Genomic DNA, 22572 nt, shown 5'->3' with positions numbered 1-22572 from the left:
ACGCCAAACCAGAAGTCGTCCAAAAAGAACGCGACAAACAAGCCGACTACCAAGCCAAGTACGATGCGACCGTAGCGCGGATTGATGAGATGAAGAAGCTAGTAAAATAAACACAGAAACACGGTGAAATGCCGTGTTTTGTGGTATAATTGAAACGAGTCTATTTGCTAATAAAGAAATATGAACTGAATAAAGTGAGAGCTAGAATGTATAGATATGTGAACTATGTTAATGAATATGGAAGAATTATGCAATTTAATAAAAATAAAGATATTTGTATACATAGATGGTATCCTTTTGTTGAGGGATACTCAAAAGAATTTATTGAGGCCATAGTAAACGAACAGACCCAAAAGGTAGAATCCTGTTTGGAACCGTTTTCGGGTAGTGGTACAACTGCTTTGGAATTATCTATAAAGGGAATAAGTTGTATATCGTTTGAGGTAAACCCTTTTATGTTTACCTTGTCTAAAGCTAAATTAAAAGTTTCCCAATATAAAAAACGAACAATTAAGTCTCATATTTTAAAAATGAAGAAACACATAATTTCTTTAAATGATAACGAGATTGATTTGTATAGTGGATTTTCCACTTTAATTGAGGGGAAAGAAAAAAAGAAGTGGAATATAGACCGTGAAGTTTTTATTGCAATTGAAAAACTTAAGAGTGCTATTGATAGTTTGTCGACAAATTTATACAAAGAAGTATACATTGTTTGTTTAGCAAATATATTATTAGAGTATAGTAATTTATATCGAAATGGCAAATGTTTATCTTACAAAAAAGATTGGAAAAAAAATTTATACTCACAAGAACAAGTAATAACAAGTTTTTTTAATTTTATTAATAATGTTATCATTGAGGATCTTGAGAAGATAGGGATCGACAACTTTTCTAATCATAATTTATTATATTTAGGTGACACAAGGAAACTAATTTTTGAGAATGTGGATGATAACTCTGTAGATTTAATTATTACCTCTCCTCCGTATCTGAATTCAAGGGATTATACAGATTCTTATATGTTAGAATTGAAAGCGCTAGATTTTTTAACAAATTATAATGATATAAAAAAATTACGAGAACAGACTATACGCTCACATGTCCAGTTAAAAATACAAAATTTAAAGGGGATACAAAGTAAGATTCTTAAAGCTACCATATCTGAAATGGAATCTCTAAGCAAAGATTCAGTAGTATGGAATACAGAAATTCAAAATATGATTATTGCTTATTTTGAAGATATGGAGATCATTTTTAATGGAATGTATCAAAAGCTAAAAAAAGGGCGGCGAATCTATTTTAATGTTTCAAATTCTGCTTATTTTGGAGTGTTAATTAATACTTTAGAGATTTGCTCTGAAATTGCTGAAATTATAGGATTTGAAGTTGTTGAAATAAGAAAAGCACGTTACTTAAATCCAAGTCCTCAGCAGAAGGAAAAGATTGGCAAATTACTTGAAGGTGTAATAGTATTGGAGAAATAATACGATGGAATTTAACTACTACTTACCAAAGATTAAACGGCTAAAAATTGATAATTTTGATTTATATAAATGTCCTCTTGAAATAGACTTATCAGATAAATTAAATATTATATTTGGAACTAATGGTTTGGGAAAAACAACATTACTAAACATAATAAGGTATTCCATAATAGGGCCATATAAAGGAAGAGAACAGGTTAGGAATTATAAGGATCAGCAAAAATCCAGACGCCCTATGTTTGATAGGGATTATTTTAAAAATCGAATGGAATTTCCTTTAAATGTAGCAGAAGTTGAAGTTGAATTTTCTATTGCAAATGATACATTTGTAACAAAGCACAGTTTATATTCACATAGGCTAATTAGTTTTAGTGTTAATGGAAAAAAAGAGGATGAAAGAGAGAAAGAACTGGATTATGAGAGATATGAAAAAAAATACTTTTCTTCAATAAATGATGAACAACTAAGCGAATCTTTAATCAATAAGTATCATAATGCGTTAATTAAATCTTCAGGGTTTCCAGATATAAACTCATTTATTTTGATGTTAACCGAAATAATGTTTTTCTCAGAAGCAAGAAATTTTGTTTTCTGGGATGAAAATCTTAGTAAATTGGTTTTAAGTAAATTTATGCCTAGAGAGAAGTATTTTGAATATAGTGAAACTCAAAAATTAATAAAAAAATATGATAGCCAAGCGCGATTGAAATCCTATAAAATGTCAATGGTTAAAGAGTTTTTAGGAGAAGACTTAAATAAATCTGGCGATGAAGTATACTCTCTTAAAGATTTAGAAGATGTGGAGTTTAAAGTTAAGACAATCAATACAAAAATCGATGAATATAGAGAACTCTTAAATAAAAGATCTCAACAGAGACTCCAGAATAGAATAGAAATCGATAGAGTTAGAGCAGAACTTGCAGATCTTGAAAAAAAGTGGTATAAGAATATTTTTCCCAATACCTATCAAGACTTTTATGATAAATTTACCCCAGTTTTAAGTTCAGGAGTATGTCCATTTTGTGGAACTGAACATATTGATTTTCATATCGATATTTTAGAGTGTTTTTTTTGTAAGAGTAGGATAAATATCAACACCAATACAAATTTAACAGAAATAGAGATAAAGCAAAAGAATCTACAAATTAAAAAAGGGAAACTAGATTCAAGGTATGAGGAATTGACACAAGAAATTGAAGATATTGATAGGATGATAAAAGATGGAGAGAGTGAACTTTTTGAAACAACTAAAGAAAAGTTAAAAATAAAAAGCAAAATAAATAATGAGTCTAATGAGAATCTTGAGAAATATAACCAATTAAATCGAGAAAAAGAGCTTTTTTTAAATAAATTAGAAGAAACTAAGAAAAAAGAAAATCAATTAGCTAACGATATCGATCAAAGTATAAAAAGTGTATTTATAAATTTTAGTAAAATATTTTACAAGTATGCTTATTCTTTCTTAGGAAATGATTCAAATATTAGATTAGAATTAGTTGGTAGTGGAGATAATACACTTTTTAAATTTTTCCTAAACAATTCAGCACGTGAAAGTGAGGAATCTCTTTCTGAGTCACAAAGAATTTTCATTGATATGGCTTTCAGGCTTTCTACATTAGAGTTTTTTCATAAAGATACTTTTTTTATAAGTGAAACACCGGACAGTACTCTCGATTATTTATTTGAAGAGAATGCTGTCGACACTTTTAATAGTTATTTACAATCAGGGAATACTTTATTTCTTTCTGCCAATGCACGCAATAGTTCGTTGGTCACTTCGCTTATAAAGAAAAATAGTTCAATTAGAATTATTAATTTATTAGAAATTTCAAGACATGCAAATAAACAATATAAAGACATAGAAGAATTGGATATTTATAAATTGTTAAGGAGATAGTATGAATCACAAATTGTATTATTATATGTCGCTTTTTTTATATTCGCTTAGACATAAAAAAAATATAACAAAAAGTTCACTTTTTCGTTATATTTATATATTCATTGTTTCGAATTCTTTCTTGAATAGTGATGAAAATGAAATTCTAGATGAATTGATAATTGAGCCTAAAATTGGAATAGTTAATTCATATCAAATGGAATATACATTGGGAGTTTTAAACTCTCAAGACTATATTTCTCTTATTGGTTTTAAAATCAATATTTGTGATAAATTGATAGCAGAATGTGGGAAAAATCTGAAAAATTCTGAAAAATTCAAGAATGATTTAAAATTAGTTGCTTATTTTGTAAATATGATTTCATCATATAGCGATGAGATTGTTTTATCTATTTTTTTCAACGAACCAAATATTGAAGAGGCCTTGAGTAGGAACAAAACTAATATTTTATTGAATAACAACCAACTTTATAAATTATTGGAAAACTTTCAGAATAAAGCAAAATCTTCTAATGTTGATCTAGACAAATATGATGTATTTATTGCTTGGTTAGACTATATTTTCGAAGAATATCTGAAAGGAAAAGAGATAGATGCTTGATGCTGAGAAATTTTTAGAAAGAGCTTCAAAAACTGAAAGTGTAACTAGTGAGAGTAAATTATTAGATATCTTTGCAGAATATAGTAAAGTTGTCGTGATCTGTACACAATCGAGTCTAAGTATTACAGAACAATTGGATGAGTTATTGGCAGAAATACGGTTCTTACCTATTGCTAAGATACATTGTATCGATATAAATGAATCTGAATTTACTTCTAAAGAAATAGCCTTACGTAAAATTTCTGATCCTGAATTTATTAATATGGTTTTAGAGATTTCTAGGAAAAAAAATTGTATTGTCTATGCTGTTAATGAAGGGATAAAACTAATTGCTCAAAATGGTGTGATAAACACAGAGGTAGAGGCATGCCTAGCAAAGACTAAAACAATGCAAGATCAATTAAATTTATTAAAGCCAATTTCAGAGTTAAAAGAAGTGTTTGAAACCTTTAATGTAGAGTGTCAATATAAAGAGTACTATTATAACAAATGTTTCAATTCCCGAGGTAAAATTAAAGCTGAGATAAAAGAGCAGGAATTACGTAATATTTTATTAGAATTTTTAAGAAATAAAATGAAGGGTGAAGTTTCTATCGAATACTGCACATCGATTATAAGAGATGAGGAATCCGTGGATATATATTTAAATGATGGTCAAGAACAAGCAATTATAGAAGTGAAATTTTCATTTTTAAGGTCTATTTATGAAGGAAAAAGTTACTATAAATTACAAGATAAATGTCTACTAGGAATTGAACAACTTGATAGATATGCAAAACATTTACAAGAAGATAACAGGATAGTCGAGTATGGTTTTGTTTATATGTTTTTTCATAACGCGAATAATGAACAAGAACTTCTAGATGTTGAAACACATATCCATAACTACGTTGACGGTAAAACTTTATCTGATGCATTTTATTCAATTTATCAAAAAATAATTTTTAATAATCTTGCGCTCTGGAAAAGTAAACTGTAGATAATAAATGTTATCTAGTATAGTTCCTTACATATAGACATCCTATATTTGTTTAATAGATTGAGATATCACTCTTTCCTATTAGAAATTTAATATGTTTTATATTACCAGCAAGTATTTCTTGCTTTTTATAATTAAATTATCTTTTAACATTTATTTATTTCCTACTGAGATTTCAATTTCTCATATGTTCTATTCCTAACACTGTATAGTTATTTCATCAAGAGAATAAATTTTTTAGATATCATTTTTATATTAATCTTTATGCCAACATTTTAGAAAGCAGCTTACCACATGACAAATTCTGTAAGTTCGAACCAACCTGAAAAGTAAAAAATTCCAGCTTTATTCTCAATTGTTGGGGGGAATTAAGTTGAAATTTGAACAGACCAACGAGTTCAGAGTGGTGTATGCCAGTAGTCAATTAGTATGCACGTCAGTCTTATAAGTTAAATCACCTATACACTCATCTGGATGGTCGTGATATTCACGATGTTCAGCAAGAAGGCGTTTCCAACTAGGCATTTGGAGACTACTATGAAAGTCTCTACTTTATTATAAACTCCCACAACCAAGTTCAGTTTCATCTGAGCTTGGTTTTTCTATACCTCTCCTCTTTCATCCCTCTCCGACTTAATACTTTCTTTTAAGCCTTAAAAATGATAAAATAAGACAAACAAACTATAGGAGAACATAATGACTAAAGCAAATTTTGGTGTTGTTGGTATGGCTGTTATGGGCCGTAACCTTGCCCTAAATATCGAATCTCGTGGCTATACAGTTGCCATCTATAACCGCTCAGCAAACAAGACAGAGGATGTCATTGCCTCTCATCCTGAGAAAAACTTTGTGCCAAGCTATGATGTGGAGTCTTTTGTCAACTCTATCGAAAAGCCACGTCGGATTATGCTGATGGTGCAAGCTGGTCCTGGTACAGATGCGACTATTCAGGCCTTGCTTCCTCACTTGGATAAGGGCGATATCCTGATTGACGGCGGGAATACTTTCTACAAAGATACTATTCGCCGTAATGAAGAGTTGGCTAACTCTGGTATCAACTTCATCGGTACAGGTGTTTCCGGTGGTGAAAAGGGCGCATTGGAAGGACCGTCTATCATGCCAGGTGGTCAAAAAGAAGCTTATGAGCTGGTAGCAGATGTCTTGGAAGAAATCTCTGCTAAAGCTCCTGAAGACGGCGCACCATGTGTGACCTATATCGGTCCTGACGGCGCTGGTCACTATGTAAAAATGGTCCATAACGGGATTGAATATGGAGATATGCAGCTTATCGCTGAGAGTTATGACCTTATGCAGCACTTGCTGGGGCTTTCAGCTAGTGAAATGGCAGACATCTTCACAGAGTGGAACAAAGGCGAGCTAGACAGCTATCTGATTGAGATTACAGCGGATATCTTGACACGTAAGGACGATGAAGGTCAAGATGGTCCAATCGTTGACTACATTCTGGATGCGGCTGGCAATAAGGGAACTGGTAAGTGGACCAGTCAATCTTCTCTGGATTTAGGTGTGCCACTGCCATTGATTACAGAGTCAGTCTTTGCGCGTTACATTTCTACCTACAAAGATGAGCGTGTGGCTGCCAGCAAGGTATTGCCAAAACCAGCTGCTTTCACCTTTGAGGGAGACAAGGCGGAGTTGATTGAAAAGATCCGCCAGGCTCTTTACTTCTCAAAAATCATGTCATATGCTCAAGGTTTTGCGCAGCTGCGTGTAGCTTCTAAGGAAAACAACTGGAACCTGCCATTCGGTGAGATTGCTTCTATCTGGCGTGCTGGCTGTATCATCCGTGCCCGCTTCCTTCAGAAAATTACAGACGCGTACGGCCGTGATGCTGATCTTGCAAACCTGCTCTTAGATGAATACTTTATTGATATTACGGCTAAGTATCAGCAGGCAGTACGTGATGTTGTCAGCTTGGCTGTGCAAGCGGGAGTACCAGTGCCAACATTCTCCAGTGCCATTGCTTACTTTGATAGCTACCGCGCGGAAAATCTGCCAGCTAATCTGATTCAGGCACAGCGTGATTACTTTGGTGCTCATACATACAACCGTAAAGACAAAGAAGGTACCTACCACTATTCTTGGTACGACGAAAAATAGGATAGGCCTATGGCAAAGCGAATTTTACTAGTAGAAAATGAAAAAAATCTTGCCCGATTTGTGAGCTTGGAACTGCAAAAGGAAAGCTTTCTTGTAGATTTAGCTGAGACTGGCCAAGAGGGACTGACTTTGGCCAAAGATGTGGATTATGACTTGCTCTTGCTCAACTATGATCTTCAAGATATGACTGCCAGCGATTTTGCTCAGCAGCTGAGCTTGATTAAGCCAGCGTCCGTCATTATCGTTCTGGCTAGTCGCGAAGAGATTGCAGAGCAGCAGGAAGCAATCCAGCATTTTGCCGTTTCCTATGTGGTCAAGCCTTTCATTATCAGTGACTTAGTGGAGCGTGTCTCCATCATTTTCCGCGGGCGCGACTTTATTGACCAGCACTGCAGCCTCTTGAAAATTCCGACCTCTTACCGCAATCTGCGAGTAGATATTAAAAATCACACGGTTTACCGTGGCGAGGAAGTTATTGCACTGACGCGGCGGGAATACGATCTGCTGGTGACCCTGATGGGCAGCAATAAGGTCATGAGCCGTGAGCAGCTGCTGGAGCGTGTCTGGAAGTACGAGAGTGCAACGGAGACCAACGTTGTAGATGTTTATATTCGTTATCTGCGCAGTAAAATTGATGTGGAAGGGCAGCCAAGCTATATCAAAACCGTTCGCGGTGTTGGTTATGCCATGCAAGAATAAAAAAATCAAAACTCTGTTCTCCTTAGGAGACGGAGTTTTTTGCGCTTGTTATAGTATAGATAGGAGAACTAATGGGATTTTTCTAACTATTTTATGCAATCGTTTTCGTTGAAATATATCAAAAATATAACTCTTGAAGAGAAAACACAGTATTTTAGGTGCAAAAAAAGAGAAAAATTTTTTATAAAAGCCTTTACAAAATAAAAAATCGTGCTATAATAGATGTATCGACATGCAAACGATTTCACAAAAAGGAGTGGTTTGTAAAAAATATAAGGAGGTCTGAATGATGAAAGATTCATTCAAGAACATTTTTAGCTTTGAATTTTGGCAAAAATTCGGTAAAGCTTTGATGGTGGTCGTTGCTGTTATGCCGGCAGCAGGACTGATGATTAGTATCGGTAAGTCTATCCCGATGATTAATCCAAATCTAGGTGTTTTAGTCACTACCGGTGGTGTTTTAGAGCAGATTGGTTGGGGGGTTATCGGTAACCTGCATATCCTCTTTGCTTTGGCTATTGGTGGAAGCTGGGCAAAAGAACGCGCAGGCGGTGCCTTCGCAGCAGGTCTGTCCTTTATCCTGATTAACCGTATTACTGGTGTTATGTTTGGCGTTACCAGCGATATGCTCTCAGATAAGGCAGCTGTAGTTAAAACAATGTTTGGCGCATCTATTAAGGTTTCTGATTATTTCATCAGCGTTCTAGAGTCACCAGCTCTGAACATGGGTGTCTTTGTCGGAATTATCGCTGGTTTTGTCGGAGCGACAGCTTATAACAAATACTATAATTTCCGTAAATTGCCAGATGCCTTGTCATTCTTCAATGGTAAGCGTTTTGTACCTTTCGTTGTTATCTTGCGCTCAGTAATCGTAGCAATTGTTTTGTCATTCGTATGGCCAGTTGTTCAATCAGGTATCAACAGCTTTGGTATTTGGATTGCTAACTCACAAGATACTGCACCAGTTTTGGCACCATTCATCTATGGTACTTTGGAACGTCTCTTGCTTCCATTTGGTTTGCACCACATGTTGACCATCCCAATGAACTACACAGAACTAGGTGGTGTTTATCACGTTATTACTGGTTCTGGTGCGGGAACAACTGTAGCTGGTCAAGATCCACTGTGGTTGGCTTGGGTAACTGACTTGGTTGGTACGAAATCAGCTGATCCTTCTACTTACCAACACTTGCTTGATACAGTTCATCCAGCTCGCTTTAAAGTTGGTCAGATGATTGGTTCATTCGGTATCCTTATGGGGGTAGCGGCAGCTATCTATCACAACGTGGATACTGACAAGAAGCACAAATACAAAGGTATGATGATTGCGACTGCTTTGGCAACCTTCTTGACAGGGGTTACTGAACCAATCGAGTACATGTTCATGTTCGTTGCAACACCACTGTATATCATTTATGCATTTGTACAAGGTGCTGCGTTTGCAATGGCTGACATCGTTAACCTTCGTGTGCACTCATTCGGTTCTATCGAATTCTTGACCCGTACTCCTATGGCCATCAATGCTGGCTTGGGAATGGATATCATCAACTTCATCTGGGTAACTATCCTCTTTGGTGTTGTGATGTACCTCATTTCTAACTTCATGATCAAGAAGTTCAACTATGCAACTCCAGGACGTAACGGTAACTATGAAACAGCAGATGGTTCAGATGAAGCTTCTTCATCAGAGTCAACTGGTGGTAAAGTTGCTGAAGCATCTCAAGCAGTAAATGTTATCAACCTTCTGGGCGGTCGCGCTAATATCGTAGATGTAGATGCATGTATGACTCGTCTGCGTGTGACTGTCAAAGATGCTGAAAAAGTTGGAACAGAAGAACAGTGGAAAGCTGAAGGCGCTATGGGCTTGGTTATGAAAGGTCAAGGCGTTCAAGCTATCTACGGACCAAAAGCTGACGTTCTCAAATCTGATATTCAAGACTTGTTGGATTCTGGTGAAGTGATTCCTGAAACACTTCCTAGCCAAAAAGCAGAATCAGCAGCTGCTGAAGTTACTTATAAAGGTGTGACTGAGGAAGTTGAAACTGTTGCGGACGGTCAAGTCATTGACTTGGCAAACGTTAAAGATCCAGTCTTCTCACAAAAAATGATGGGCGACGGATTTGCAGTTGAGCCTGAAAACGGTAAGATTTATTCACCAGTTGCCGGTACAGTAACTAGCGTCTTCCCTAGCAAGCATGCTATCGGTCTTGTAACAGATAACGGCTTAGAAGTTTTGGTACATATTGGTTTGGAAACTGTTAGCCTTGAAGGTAAACCATTCGAAGTTCATGTTTCAGAAGGTCAAAAAGTTGCAGCTGGAGATCTTCTAGTCACGGCTGACTTGGAAGCAATCAAGGAAGCAGGACGTGAAACTTCAACAATCGTAGTCTTCACAAATGCAGCAGCTATCAAGTCTGTAACAGTAGAAAAACTTGGTCAAGCATCTGCTAAGACAGTTGTTGCTAAGGTTGAATTGTAAAATAGAAAAGAGAAATCATGGCAAAATTCCTGACATTAAATACTCATAGTTGGATGGAAGAAGAGCAAGAAACCAAGCTTAATGAGCTTGCAGAACGCATTCTTCAAGAAAAATATGATGTCATTTGCCTGCAGGAAGTCAATCAATTAACGGAGTCTGAACAGGTTGTTCAGGCTCCTTTCTATCAGGCGGTTGAAGGAGCGATTGCGATCCATCAAGACCATTTTGCTCTATGTCTGGTAGAAAAGTTGGCTGAGGCAGGACTGGACTATCATTGGTCCTGGGCTTATAATCATATTGGATTTGATATTTACAACGAAGGAGTGGCAATCCTATCTAGAAATCCTATGGCTCCTAGAGAAGTCCTGGTATCAGAGGCTAATGATCCTAGGGATTACCATACCCGCAAGGTCTTGCTAGCTGAGACTGAGGTAGATGGTCAATTGTTGACAATTGCCTCCTGCCATCTGTCTTGGTGGGACAAAGGTTTCCAAGGGGAATGGGCTAAGCTTGAAGCAGAGCTGCTAAAAGCAGAAACTCCTCTGGTCCTCATGGGTGATTTCAACAACCCGGTCGGTCAGCAAGGCTACCAGACCATCTTAGCCAGTCCCCTGAAGCTGCAAGATAGTCATACTGCTGCAAAAGAAGCTATCGGAGAGGCGACAGTAGAAGGGACTATTGCAGGCTGGGACGACAATAAGCATGCTCTGAAGATTGATTATGTTTTCACTAGTCAAGGGATGGACGTTGAGCGCTCCGCTGTCGTTTTTGACGGGAAAGAAATACCTGTTGTCAGTGACCACTTTGGTTTAGAAGTGCAAGTGACATGTTAGTATAATTAAAAGCAGTTCAATTTGAACTGCTTTTAATTATTTCTCACATCCGATACCATCACCATCTCTATCAAGGTGACGACCATATCCAGGTTGTCCTTGGTAAACGGGTGCAGCACCAGCTGCTCTTGCTTCGGAGCAATTTTTGTAATAAACATTAGCTTGAGGCTGTTCTTGAGCTACTTGAGCGTCTGCTTCCTCTTGTTGCTTTTGAGCCTCAGCGGCAGATTCTTCTTGTTGTCTTTGAACTTCCGCAGCCTTTTGAGCTTCCTCTTGCGCTATTCTTTCCTGTTCAGCTTTTGCAGCAGCTTCTTTTTCTTCTTGTTCAGTTTTAGCTTTTTCTGCTTTAACTTTTTTTTCTGAATCATTTTGTGTAGATGAACTACTACTTGATGAGCTAATATTTAAAGAGGATGACGAGAGACTAGGAAGAACCTCTGTATTATTTGTGTCTGAAGAGCAAGCGGCAAGAGATGCGCAAGCTAGCAAGATGCAAGAGTAAGCGATTATTTTCTTATTTGTTAATATCATAATAATCTCCTTTAAGTAAAATGATAACGTTTTCAAATCTATTGTATAAAAATTTATATAGAAAAAAATAACAGATTGGCATTTATTGTCTAATTTTTATCAAAAAAATAAACAAAAAAGATTTTCTCAACTGTTATTACCCCAAACGGCTGTCTTTTGTTATTCTTGAAAACGTGTTATAATGAAGTATTAGGATTCTAGGAGGAAATGGTATGCGTTGTCCGAAATGTGGTGGGAATAAATCAAGTGTAGTTGATAGCAGACAGGCAGAAGATGGAAATACAATCCGCCGCCGCCGTGAGTGTGAGGAATGTCAGCACCGCTTCACGACCTACGAGCGCGTCGAAGAGAGAACCCTAGTGGTTGTCAAAAAGGACGGGACACGTGAGCAATTTTCTCGAGATAAGATTTTTAACGGTATTATTCGCTCGGCTCAAAAGCGACCAGTATCTAGTGACGAAATAGAGGAGATTGTCAACCGAATCGAGCAAAAGGTCCGCAGTCAGAGCGACAATGAAATCAATAGTGAGTATATTGGATCCTTAGTCATGGATGAACTAGCAGAGCTGGATGAAATCACCTACGTTCGTTTCGCCAGTGTTTACCGGAGTTTCAAGGATGTGGGAGAGCTAGAAAGCCTGCTCAAGCAGATTACCAAGGGGTCCAAGAAGAAAAAGGACAAATAAATGAAACCAAACCATCAGTTTTCTTTCTTGCGCAATAATGCAGTCAGCCCAGATATTGCTATCTTGACCAAGCTCTATCTGCCGATTTTGGGGAGAGAAGCGGTATCACTTTATCTTTATCTGCTGTCTTTTGGGGATAATGGGCAAAAGCAGCACCTCTTCAGTCAGATTCTCAATCATTTAGATTTTGGACTTAATATTTTAGAAGAAAGTTTTGAGCGTTTAGCGGCGATTAAGCTAGTGGACCTGTATCAAACAGATGACCATTATCTGATTCAACTCCACCCGACCTTAACGGCGGAGGAATTTTTCAGCCATAATGTGTACAGCCGGCTCTTGGAAAAGAAAATCGGCGAAGCTGCTGCAGATGCCCTGCGGCCAGAAAATCCTAGTGGAGAGAAATTGGTTAAGCCTTTTATGCAGGTGTTTGGTATGGAAGCTGAGCAGACAAGAGCAGTGCGAAAGGCCAATGATTTTGACTTGGAGTATTTCAAGCAACGGATGGCTCAGGACAATCTTCGCTTTGCCAATGAAAAGGAAGATTTGTTAGAATTGTTTGCAATTGCTGAGCAGAAGAAGTGGACTTGGTATGAGACCTATGTCTTGGCTAGAGAAACTGCTGTTTCTCAGGTCATTTCTACCAAACGGATGAAGCAAAAGCTAGCTCAGAAGCCAGCAGAAGGTCAGTTTTCTAAGCAGGAGCAGTCTATTATCCAAGAAGCGAAACGAACATCGCCAATGGTCTTTCTGGCAGAAATCAAAAGAACTCGTCAGGCTACTATTACGCGGACGGAGAGAAAGCTTTTGCTGGATTTAGCTGAATTAGGCCTTTTGGACGAGGTTATCAACGTAATCTTGCTCTTGACCTTTAATAAGGTGGATTCAGCCAATCTCAATGAAAAGTATGCCCTCAAGGTAGCCAATGATTTTTCTTATCAAAAGGTGACGACAGCTGAGGAAGCGGTCCTGAAAATCCGTGAGCGCAACCAGCAGCTCCAGAACCGTCCAGCTAAATCTGGACAAGGCTCTACCAAGAGCAACGTACCTGACTGGAGTCAGCCGGATTATAAAAATGAAACGAGTGCAGAGAAGCAGGCCGAGCTAGAAGAACAGAAACGTCGGCTCTTAGCCAAACTTGAAGGAGGAGGCGAATAAATGGAGAAAATAGGACAGAATATGCCTCATATGAATAGGGTGCGGCAGTTTGACTATCAGGAGCTGGTCAAGCAGATTATGGCCGACCCAGATGTGGCAGCCTTTATCCAGCAGGAAAAGCTGACCCAAGCTGAGATTCAGCGTAGTGTCTCCAAGTTTAACCAGTATATTACGGAGCGCAACCGCTTTTTGCTGGGGGACGAGACCTATATTGCCAAGGGCTATAAGCCAATCTTGGTGAAAAATGAAGGCTATGCGGATGTTGCCTATGAAGAGACGCCTGAGTTGATTGAGCAGGAGAGACAGGAGGCCATTAGAAACCGTCTCAATCTTATCAGTCTACCAGCCAGTCTCAAGGAGGCCAGTCTAGCTCAGGTGGATCTGGATGATGTTGGTCGCTACAAGGCTTTTGAACTATTGACCAACTTTGTCGCGGAGTTTCCGCATTATCAGAAGGCTGTTTATCTCTACGGTGATTTTGGAGTCGGGAAGAGCTACATGATGGCTGCTCTGGCTCATGATTTGTCAGAAAAACGCAGTGTTTCAACGACTCTGCTCCATTATCCAAGCTTTGTTTTGGATGTGAAGAATGCGATTAGTTCCGGCTTGGTCAAGGAGAAGATTGACCAGGTTAAGACAGCTCAAGTGCTGATTTTGGACGATATCGGAGCAGAGCAGTCTAGTCCTTGGATGCGAGATGAGATTTTGCAGGTCATTCTCCAGCACCGCATGCAGGAAAATCTGCCAACTTTCTTTACTTCTAACTTTAGTTTTGCGGATTTAGAGCGTCACTTTGCCAGCTCTAAGAATGGCGATGAGACTTGGCAGGCCAAGCGGGTTATGGAGCGAATTAAGTTTCTGGCTCAGGAGGTACGCCTAGAAGGAGAGAACCGCCGATGAATGAAACGATTAACTTAATGAAATCTCATACGTCTGTTCGCCGATTTACGGAGGAGCAGATTTCGGATAAGGAATTACGTGCCATCATTGATGCTGGTCGAGCTGCGTCCAGTTGGAAGAATTTCCAGTCCTATTCTATCATTGTGGTGCGAAGCAAAGAGAAAAAAGAAGCCCTCTTTGACCTGGTGCCTCAAGAATCCATTCGGCAGTCTTCGGCTTTCCTGCTTTTTGTTGGCGACCTCAATCGTGCCCAAAAGGGCGTTCAATTGCATACGGAAGACTTTTATCCTGAGGGGGCGGAGAATCTCCTGATTAGCTCAGTAGATGCCGCTTTGGCGGGGCAAAATACCCTGTTAGCAGCTGAAAGTTTGGGTTATGGTGGGGTAATCATTGGACTGGTTCGTTATGCTTCCAGTCAAATCGCAGAGCTTTTCAAGCTGCCGGACTACACTTATCCGGTCTTTGGGATTGCTCTGGGGACTCCCAACCAGAACCATGCAGTCAAGCCACGTCTGCCTTATGAAGCAGTGATCTTTGAGGAAGAATATCGTGAACAGGATTGTTCAACTATTCAAGCCTATGACCGCGTACAGACTGAATATGCTGGCGAGCGAGCTAAGGAAACCTGGAGTCAGCGCCTAGCTGCCCAATTTGGTCAGGAGCCTAATCAGGCTATTGACCAATTGTTCAAAGAAAAGAAATTAGAAAAATAGGGCGGAGTTTGGCTCTGTCCTAAAGAATGAAAGAGGAAAAACATGGCCTTACCAACTATTGCCATTGTCGGCCGTCCCAATGTCGGCAAGTCAACGCTCTTCAATCGGATTGCTGGTGAGCGAATTTCCATTGTGGAAGATGTCGAAGGGGTGACCCGCGACAGAATCTATGCGACCGCAAACTGGCTCAACCGTAAGTTTAGTATTATTGATACGGGCGGAATTGACGATGTTGACGCGCCTTTTATGGAGCAAATCAAGCACCAGGCTGAGATTGCCATGGATGAAGCGGATGTCATCGTTTTTGTCGTGTCTGGCAAGGAAGGTATTACGGATGCGGACGAGTATGTGGCTCGCATGCTCTATAAGACTCATAAGCCGATTATTTTAGCGGTCAATAAGGTCGACAATCCTGAAATGCGCAATGAGATTTTTGATTTCTATGCGCTGGGCTTGGGTGATCCATTCCCGGTTTCCTCAGTCCATGGGATTGGTACAGGGGATGTTCTTGATGCTATTGTTGAAAATCTGCCTAATGAAGAAGTGGCTGAAAATCCTGATATGATTAAGTTTAGCTTGATTGGCCGTCCTAATGTCGGTAAGTCGAGCTTGATCAATGCCATCTTGGGTGAGGAGCGGGTTATTGCCAGTCCTGTTGCTGGTACTACGCGTGACGCTATTGATACGGTCTTTACGGACAGTGAAGGTCAGGAATTTACCATGATTGACACGGCTGGTATGCGCAAGTCAGGTAAGGTCTATGAAAATACAGAGAAATACTCTGTCATGCGGGCCATGCGGGCCATTGATCGCTCAGATGTCGTTCTCATGGTGCTGAATGCCGAAGAAGGAATTCGTGAGTACGACAAGCGAATCGCTGGCTTTGCCCATGAAGCAGGAAAAGGGATTGTCATCGTTGTCAATAAGTGGGACACACTGGAAAAAGACAACCATACCATGAAAGACTGGGAAGAAGATATTCGTGACCAGTTCCAGTATCTGTCTTATGCACCGATTATCTTTGTCTCTGCCCTGACCAAGCAGCGTCTCCATAAGCTGCCGGACATGATTAAGCAAATCAGTCAAAACCAAAACACCCGTATTCCATCAGCGGTGCTCAATGATGTTATCATGGATGCCATCGCCATTAATCCGACACCAACTGACAAGGGCAAACGTCTCAAGATTTTTTATGCGACTCAGGTAGCGACCAAACCTCCGACTTTTGTCATCTTTGTCAACGAAGAAGAGCTTATGCACTTCTCTTACCTGCGTTTCCTGGAAAATCAAATCCGCAAGGCTTTTGTCTTTGAAGGGACCCCGATTCACTTGATTGCAAGGAAGCGGAAGTAGAAGCTGGAAGATTGGGGATTTCTACTTTTACTATGAGGAGATAGAAAGTGTCATATTTTGAATTATTTATAATAACTTTCTTGTCTGTATTTCTGCTTGTAGTTTGGGCATTAAGGAGATATCTAGGGAATAATATAGTGTTTTGGATACTTGCAACTATTTATTTACTGGCTTTCTTTCTTCTGCTTTGGCAACTTTTTTTCAGTGGAGTTGAAGTACAAGTGCAAGGTCACTATTTGAGTTAAACTTATTATAGTTTTTATGAGAAGGCTATTGTTTTTTTGCTTATGCTATGGTCTTTGTTTAAGCTTATTCTAGTTATATCACTGTATGTTACAATTGGTATGTTCTTAGTGAAAAATTCTTCTCAAAGCACAGCGGCTTAAACAAGGGCAAGCGTCTCAAGATTTTTTATGCGACTCAGGTAGCGACCAAACCTCCGACCTTTGTCATCTTTGTCAACGAAGAAGAGCTTATGCACTTCTCTTACCTGCGTTTCTTGGAAAATCAAATCCGCAAAGCTTTTGTCTTTGAAGGGACGCCCATTCACCTGATAGCAAGGAAGCGGAAGTAGAGTTGGGAAGTAGCAATTTGACAAACATACGTTTATATGTAAAAATGAAAGTAAGCATAAGAGCTTGCTTTTCTTTTTTTATGTCGAAAGTATGGTATAATGGTGAGATAAATGTAAGGTGGTAATTATGGCAAAATTAATTCCTGGTAAGATTCGGACAGAAGGAATAAACTTAGCCGAAGCTGGAAAAATTGAAATTTTAGAAGCCAAGGATTCTTTTTTATTCGCTCGGATTGATGAACAAAATTTACGGTATAGTTTAAATGATGATGCTATTTTTTGTTCTTGCGATTTTTTTAAAAAGAAAAAATACTGTGCTCATTTAGCTGGTTTAGAATATTTTCTAAAAAATGATATAGATGGTAAGACTTTTTTGGAAAATATGGAGAAAAAAGAAACTTCACAGCAGGAGACACAAAAATTAGTATCTTTCGGAAGTTTATTTCTAGATAAAATCTTTTCTGAAAAATCTAAAGAGGATGTTCGATATGAATTATCTGCTTTTGGTCAAGAAGATGATTACCTTGGACATATTCTTTGGACTCTTAGAATTTCACGTTTACCAGATGAACGTTCCTATGTCATTCGAGATATTTTATCTTTTTTGAGGACCGTGGTAAAAAAAGGATATTACCAAATTGGAAAAAGCTATTATGAATCAATTTGCTTTGAAGAATTTGATGAGGCTAGTCAGGAACTTCTCATTTTTTTACAGGGGCTATTAAAGGATTGCCAAGGAAAAGAATCCAATTTCATTTTTCCAAATACAGGACGCAACTTATTTTTTCCTGCAAGTCTATTTGAAGAAGGAGTCAATCTGTTAATGAATCTCACTTCATTTCAGTTGGAATGTGGCTTCTATAGTTACAGAGAAGTTATGTTTCAGGATTTTCATGAGGATGCTGGGATTTATCAGTTTGAGGTTGAAGAAAATGCTGATTACTTTGAATTAGCGGTTTCAGAAAAAAATTATAAAATGTTATATGATGGTCAATATATTTTATCTAGCAATACCTTTTACCAATTAAATCATAAACAAATCACTTTAATAAAAGCATTAAGAGATTTACCTATGGGTCAAGCCGGGGAAAAGCATTTGCAGTTTGATAGGACTGAGAAAGATAAATTGGCAGGTAGTTTATCCATGTTTAGTGAAGTTGGTCGGGTTGAAGCTCCGAAATCATTAATGATACATGAATTTACGCCTCACTTTAGTTTTGACATTGCGGAAAATCGGGAAATCGTTTTGACTCTCCTTTTTGAATTTGAGGATAGAAAGATAACGAGTAGAGAAGAACTAGAAAAATTACCATATGCTAGTGATTTTACTCATGAGCAAGACATTTTTAAAACGATGGTATCTAATGGTTTTTCTGACAATTTTGTCAGTCGACGGTTACCTCTGAAATCGGAGGAGATTTATCATTTCTTTTCTGAGGTTATTCCGTCATTTAGAAAATTGGGTAAGGTTTGGTTATCTGATCAATTGCAGGAGCTAGGAGTTTCTGCAAAACCAGATGTTTCAGTCCAACTTAATGGAGGCCTCTTGGATGTTGGTTTCGATTTTGCCGGTATTGCGCAGTCAGAGGTCGATGCAGTGCTTGATTCGCTCTTCAAGGAGCAGGACTTCTTTATCAGTAAGTCTGGGCAAGTCTTGATTTTCGATGAAGAGACCAAGGAGATGAGTCGGACTTTGCAGCAGCTGCGGAGTAAGCGGACTAAAAATGGCTTCATTCAGACCAGCAGTCTGGCAGCTTATCAACTGGCAGAGTTTTTCAAGGGCAAGGATAGGGTACAGTTTTCAAAAGATGTGCAGCAACTGGCCTTTGACCTGACTCACCCAGAGGAATTCCCTCTTCCTGAGCTGCAAGTCAAGGCTGACCTTCGGGATTACCAAGAGACGGGTGTCAAGTGGTTATCTATGCTGGATAAGTATGGATTTGGTGGAATTCTGGCTGACGATATGGGACTAGGGAAGACCCTGCAGACGATTTCTTTTCTGAGTTCGCGTATAGATGATTCTAAGAAAGTTTTAATCTTGGCACCATCCAGCCTGATTTACAACTGGAGCGATGAGTTCGCTAAATTTGCTCCGCATTTGGATGTGGCGGTGGTGTATGGTCTGAAAAATGTTCGTGATGAGCTGATTGCGGAGAAACATCAGATTACCATTACCAGCTATGCTTCTTTCAGGCAGGATGTGGAAGAATACCGGGACAACCACTTCCAGTATCTGATTTTGGATGAGGCTCAGGTAATGAAGAATGACCAGACCAAGATTGCCCAGTATTTGCGGGATTTTGAAGTGGAGCATACCTATGCCCTTTCTGGAACGCCGATTGAGAATAATCTGGGAGAACTTTGGTCTATTTTCCAAATTGTCATGCCAGGACTTTTGCCAAGTAAAAAGGAATTTTTAAAACTGCAGGCTGAGAAAGTCGCTCGCTATATCAAACCATTTGTCATGCGGCGCAAGAAAGAAGATGTGCTGCAGGAATTGCCTGATTTGATTGAAGTTGCCTATCGCAATGAATTGGCAGATAGTCAGAAGACTATTTATCTGGCTCTGCTCAAGCAGATGCAGGACAGAATCATCCATGCGACAGAAGATGAAATCAACCGCAGCAAGATAGAGATTCTGTCAGGTCTTATGCGCCTCCGCCAGATCTGTGACACTCCGAAGCTGTTTATGGAAGATTACGAGAGCGAGAGCGGTAAGCTGGAAAGTTTGCGAGAATTACTTGAACAGATACAAGATGGTAATCGCCGTGTCCTCATATTTTCACAATTTCGTGGTATGCTGGATATTATCGAGAGTGAGCTGGACAAGATGGGCATGGAGTCCTTTAAGATTACTGGCTCTACTCCAGCCAAGGAGCGTCAGGACATGACAACATCCTTCAATGAGGGCCAGCGTTCAGCCTTTCTAATCTCCCTCAAGGCCGGAGGTGTCGGTCTCAATCTGACTGGTGCAGACACAGTCATCTTGGTCGACCTCTGGTGGAATCCAGCGGTTGAGGCCCAGGCTATCGGCCGCGCCCACCGTATTGGTCAGGAGCGCAATGTCGAAGTCTATCGGATGATTACACGGGGAACGATTGAGGAGAAGATACAGGAGTTGCAGGAGAGCAAGCGCAATCTGGTTTCGACTATTCTTGACGGAGCAGAAGCCAAATCCAGTCTCTCTGTGGAGGAAATTCGAGAAATTCTGGGAATTTCGGCAGAATAGCTTGAAAAATAGCCTGAATAGTTTATAATAATGAAGGGTTGAAAGGAAAAAGATATGACTGATAAACAATTTCCTCTGGTGTCAGATGATGAAATCATGCTGACGGAAATGCCGCATATGAATCTTTATGATGAATTGGATCTCATTAGTAACATTACCGGAGACTATACAGACCGTAATTATTTGGAATGGATGCCGATTGTGGACTCCAGTAGGCATGCTCCCATCGCTGCCAGTCAGGCTATCAGAAGACCGCTGCAAAAGCAATCTGCTTTCAAGGATTTTAAAAAGCCGATTGATAAGAAAGATCCGGCCATTCGTTATGCTGAGCAGGCACGCGAGGAGGCTCGGGCAGATTTGAAAAAGAAGCGTTCAGCGTCTTATCTGACCAGCGACCTTCCGACTAAGGTCCGCAGCAGAAAGCTTCCGACAGCTTCTAATGCGGAAAGACCGAAGCCAACAGCCCCTTTTCAAAAGAATACATCGGGCGAATTTACGAAGTTTGGCGATAGGCTTCAGCAGGATAACTATATTTTGGCAGATATTCAGCCTGAGTATAGCCCTCAGCCACAGGAGACGGAAGAAAAGCCTAAGAAGAACAATTATGATTTTTTAAAAACCAGTCAGATCTATAATCAGGATAGGGCTAAGGAGGAGCAGTTGAAGCATTCCAAGGCTCAAGAGCTGAACTTGACAGGCTTGGACAGTGAATAAAGCTGGCTTGCTCGAGTATTTTCTGCCTGCAATTTTCTAATGTATAAAGGAAATTGCTGTTTGCTTATGTAAATGTAAAATCTATCTGCATATAACATCCATCATCGGTTGAAGAAGACTGATGCTAGAAGCTGGGACCTACTGATTGGTCCGGCTTCTTTGGTGTTTTGGTGGTGCCTAAAAGCTTGTACATAAAGAAAATCCCTGCGGGCTGATTAGGGTCTGCGGAGATTTTCCTCTTTTGACTTGCTTTTATGGCCTTGTATCTTAAGGAGTAATCATGACGAAAACCTATCATTTTATCGGGATTAAGGGCTCTGGTATGAGCGCTTTGGCTTTGATGCTGCACCAGATGGGCCATAAGGTTCAGGGCAGTGATGTTGATAAATATTATTTCACTCAGCGCGGTCTGGAGCAGGCTGGCATTTCCATCCTGCCTTTTGATGAAAAGAATATCCAGCCAGACTTCGAAATCATTGCCGGCAATGCCTTCCGTCCAGATAACAATGTAGAAATTGCTTATGCAGACGCTAACGGTATTGGCTATAAACGCTACCATGAATTTTTAGGTGGCTTTATGCGTGACTTTGTCAGCCTGGGAGTGGCTGGTGCCCACGGGAAGACCTCAACAACGGGTATACTCTCCCACGTTCTCTCCAATATTACGGATACTAGCTATCTGATTGGGGATGGTACAGGTCGCGGTTCTGCCAATGCCAAGTACTTTGTCTTTGAGTCAGACGAGTACGAGCGTCATTTCATGCCTTATCATCCAGAATATTCGATCATTACCAATATCGACTTTGACCATCCGGATTATTTCACGAGCCTGGAAGATGTCTTTAACGCTTTCAATGACTATGCCAAGCAGATTACCAAAGGACTCTTCATTTATGGAGAAGATGAGCAATTGCGCCGGATTACGTCCAATGCCCCGATTTACTACTATGGCTTCAAGGAAGAGGGAAATGACTTTGTCGCTCACGACCTCTTACGTTCTACCAGCGGATCAGGCTTTAAAGTTTCTTTCCGCGGGCAAGAGCTGGGTGAGTTCCAAATTCCAAGCTTTGGCCGCCACAACATTATGAATGCAACAGCAGTCATCGGCCTCTTGTACACTGCAGGTCTTGATCTGAATCTAGTTCGGGAACACCTCAAGACTTTTGGCGGAGTTAAGCGCCGCTTTACAGAGAAAATTGTCAACGAAACAGTTATCATTGATGACTTTGCTCACCATCCAACAGAAATTATCGCAACTCTGGATGCAGCTCGTCAGAAGTATCCAAGCAAGGAAATCGTGGCAATCTTCCAACCGCATACCTTCACTCGGACCATTGCTCTTTTGGACGAATTTGCGGATGCCCTTAATCAGGCTGACTCAGTCTACCTAGCTCAGATTTACGGATCTGCGCGTGAGGTGGACAATGGTGATGTTAAGGTCGAAGATTTGGCTGAAAAGATTGTGAAGCGGGCCAAGGTCATTGACGTGGATAATGTTTCTCCGCTTCTTGATCACGATAATGCCGTTTATGTCTTTATGGGAGCTGGAGACATCCAGACCTATGAATATTCCTTTGAACGCCTCCTGTCCAATCTGACAAGCAACGTTCAGTAGGAGGAG

The 22572-nt window shown here is 39.7% G+C and carries 17 protein-coding genes and 1 pseudogene; 17 read left to right on the top strand and 1 reads right to left on the bottom strand.

Annotation, left to right across the window (positions count from 1 at the left end):
• Positions 1 to 248 precede the first annotated feature (248 nt).
• The 8 genes from RYK49_RS07260 to RYK49_RS07220 all read left to right on the top strand — a co-directional run bounded on the left by RYK49_RS07260 (position 249) and on the right by RYK49_RS07220 (position 11096).
• Positions 249 to 1487, top strand: a complete 1239-nt coding sequence (locus RYK49_RS07260) for a hypothetical protein (protein WP_314830841.1) — start codon at positions 249 to 251, stop codon at positions 1485 to 1487.
• 4 nt (positions 1488 to 1491) lie between these two features.
• Complete coding sequence (locus RYK49_RS07255) at positions 1492 to 3384, top strand: AAA family ATPase (protein WP_314830842.1); 1893 nt, start codon at positions 1492 to 1494, stop codon at positions 3382 to 3384.
• Position 3385: 1 nt separating this feature from the next.
• Entirely contained in the window at positions 3386 to 3985 is a 600-nt protein-coding gene (locus RYK49_RS07250) for a hypothetical protein (RefSeq protein WP_314830843.1), read from the top strand.
• Complete coding sequence (locus RYK49_RS07245) at positions 3978 to 4964, top strand: hypothetical protein (protein ID WP_314830844.1); 987 nt, start codon at positions 3978 to 3980, stop codon at positions 4962 to 4964. Before RYK49_RS07250 ends, RYK49_RS07245 begins: the two co-directional genes overlap by 8 nt.
• Positions 4965 to 5660: 696 nt before the next feature.
• The gene (gene gndA, locus RYK49_RS07235) at positions 5661 to 7085 is read left to right on the top strand and encodes an NADP-dependent phosphogluconate dehydrogenase (protein WP_314830845.1); all 1425 of its coding nucleotides are present in this window, start codon (positions 5661 to 5663) and stop codon (positions 7083 to 7085) included.
• Positions 7086 to 7094: 9 nt separating this feature from the next.
• A complete protein-coding gene (locus RYK49_RS07230; protein ID WP_314830846.1) occupies positions 7095 to 7784 on the top strand; it encodes a response regulator transcription factor in 690 nt (229 codons plus the stop codon).
• A 286-nt stretch (positions 7785 to 8070) separates the two neighbouring features.
• Positions 8071 to 10263, top strand: coding sequence for a PTS transporter subunit IIBC (locus RYK49_RS07225; RefSeq protein ID WP_314830847.1), 2193 nt, complete (start codon positions 8071 to 8073; stop codon positions 10261 to 10263).
• Positions 10264 to 10280: 17 nt separating this feature from the next.
• Positions 10281 to 11096 carry an endonuclease/exonuclease/phosphatase family protein gene (locus RYK49_RS07220; protein ID WP_314830848.1) on the top strand — a complete coding sequence of 272 codons (816 nt, stop codon included), beginning with the start codon at positions 10281 to 10283 and terminating at the stop codon, positions 11094 to 11096.
• A gap of 36 nt (positions 11097 to 11132) precedes the next feature.
• Here the strand turns inward: RYK49_RS07220 and RYK49_RS07215 are convergent, their stop codons facing one another.
• On the bottom strand, positions 11133 to 11627 hold the full coding sequence (locus RYK49_RS07215; RefSeq protein WP_314830849.1) for an excalibur calcium-binding domain-containing protein: 495 nt from the start codon (positions 11625 to 11627) through the stop codon (positions 11133 to 11135).
• Between the two features lie 212 nt (positions 11628 to 11839).
• Here RYK49_RS07215 and nrdR point away from each other — a divergent pair, with 212 nt between their 5' ends.
• The 9 genes and pseudogenes from nrdR (at position 11840) to murC (ending at position 22566) form a co-directional block, all read left to right on the top strand.
• Complete coding sequence (nrdR, locus tag RYK49_RS07210; RefSeq protein WP_002894570.1) at positions 11840 to 12313, top strand: transcriptional regulator NrdR; 474 nt, start codon at positions 11840 to 11842, stop codon at positions 12311 to 12313.
• A complete protein-coding gene (locus RYK49_RS07205; RefSeq protein WP_314830850.1) occupies positions 12314 to 13468 on the top strand; it encodes a DnaD domain protein in 1155 nt (384 codons plus the stop codon).
• The gene (gene dnaI, locus RYK49_RS07200; RefSeq protein ID WP_314830851.1) at positions 13469 to 14368 is read left to right on the top strand and encodes a primosomal protein DnaI; all 900 of its coding nucleotides are present in this window, start codon (positions 13469 to 13471) and stop codon (positions 14366 to 14368) included. It begins immediately after the preceding gene.
• Positions 14365 to 15081 carry an NADPH-dependent oxidoreductase gene (locus RYK49_RS07195; protein WP_314830852.1) on the top strand — a complete coding sequence of 239 codons (717 nt, stop codon included), beginning with the start codon at positions 14365 to 14367 and terminating at the stop codon, positions 15079 to 15081. The genes dnaI and RYK49_RS07195 overlap by 4 nt, the downstream gene beginning before the upstream one ends.
• Positions 15082 to 15123: 42 nt before the next feature.
• Positions 15124 to 16434 (top strand): ribosome biogenesis GTPase Der, encoded by a 1311-nt coding sequence (der, locus tag RYK49_RS07190; RefSeq protein ID WP_314830853.1) that lies wholly within the window; start codon positions 15124 to 15126, stop codon positions 16432 to 16434.
• Positions 16435 to 16819: 385 nt separating this feature from the next.
• Positions 16820 to 17008 (top strand): annotated as a pseudogene (gene engA / locus RYK49_RS07185) (ribosome-associated GTPase EngA); the annotation flags it as partial.
• Between the two features lie 127 nt (positions 17009 to 17135).
• Positions 17136 to 20237 carry a DEAD/DEAH box helicase gene (locus RYK49_RS07180; RefSeq protein WP_314830854.1) on the top strand — a complete coding sequence of 1034 codons (3102 nt, stop codon included), beginning with the start codon at positions 17136 to 17138 and terminating at the stop codon, positions 20235 to 20237.
• A 54-nt stretch (positions 20238 to 20291) separates the two neighbouring features.
• Positions 20292 to 20951: a cystathionine gamma-synthase gene (locus RYK49_RS07175; protein WP_314830855.1), complete on the top strand. Its 660-nt coding sequence runs from the start codon at positions 20292 to 20294 to the stop codon at positions 20949 to 20951.
• Between the two features lie 280 nt (positions 20952 to 21231).
• A complete protein-coding gene (murC, locus tag RYK49_RS07170; RefSeq protein ID WP_314830856.1) occupies positions 21232 to 22566 on the top strand; it encodes a UDP-N-acetylmuramate--L-alanine ligase in 1335 nt (444 codons plus the stop codon).
• Positions 22567 to 22572: the final 6 nt, after the last annotated feature.

The organism is uncultured Streptococcus sp., from assembly GCF_963525625.1.
Taxonomy (GTDB): Bacteria; Bacillota; Bacilli; order Lactobacillales; family Streptococcaceae; genus Streptococcus.
Note: the sequence above shows the minus strand (reverse complement) of the source record. Positions and strands in the feature narration are given on the sequence as shown.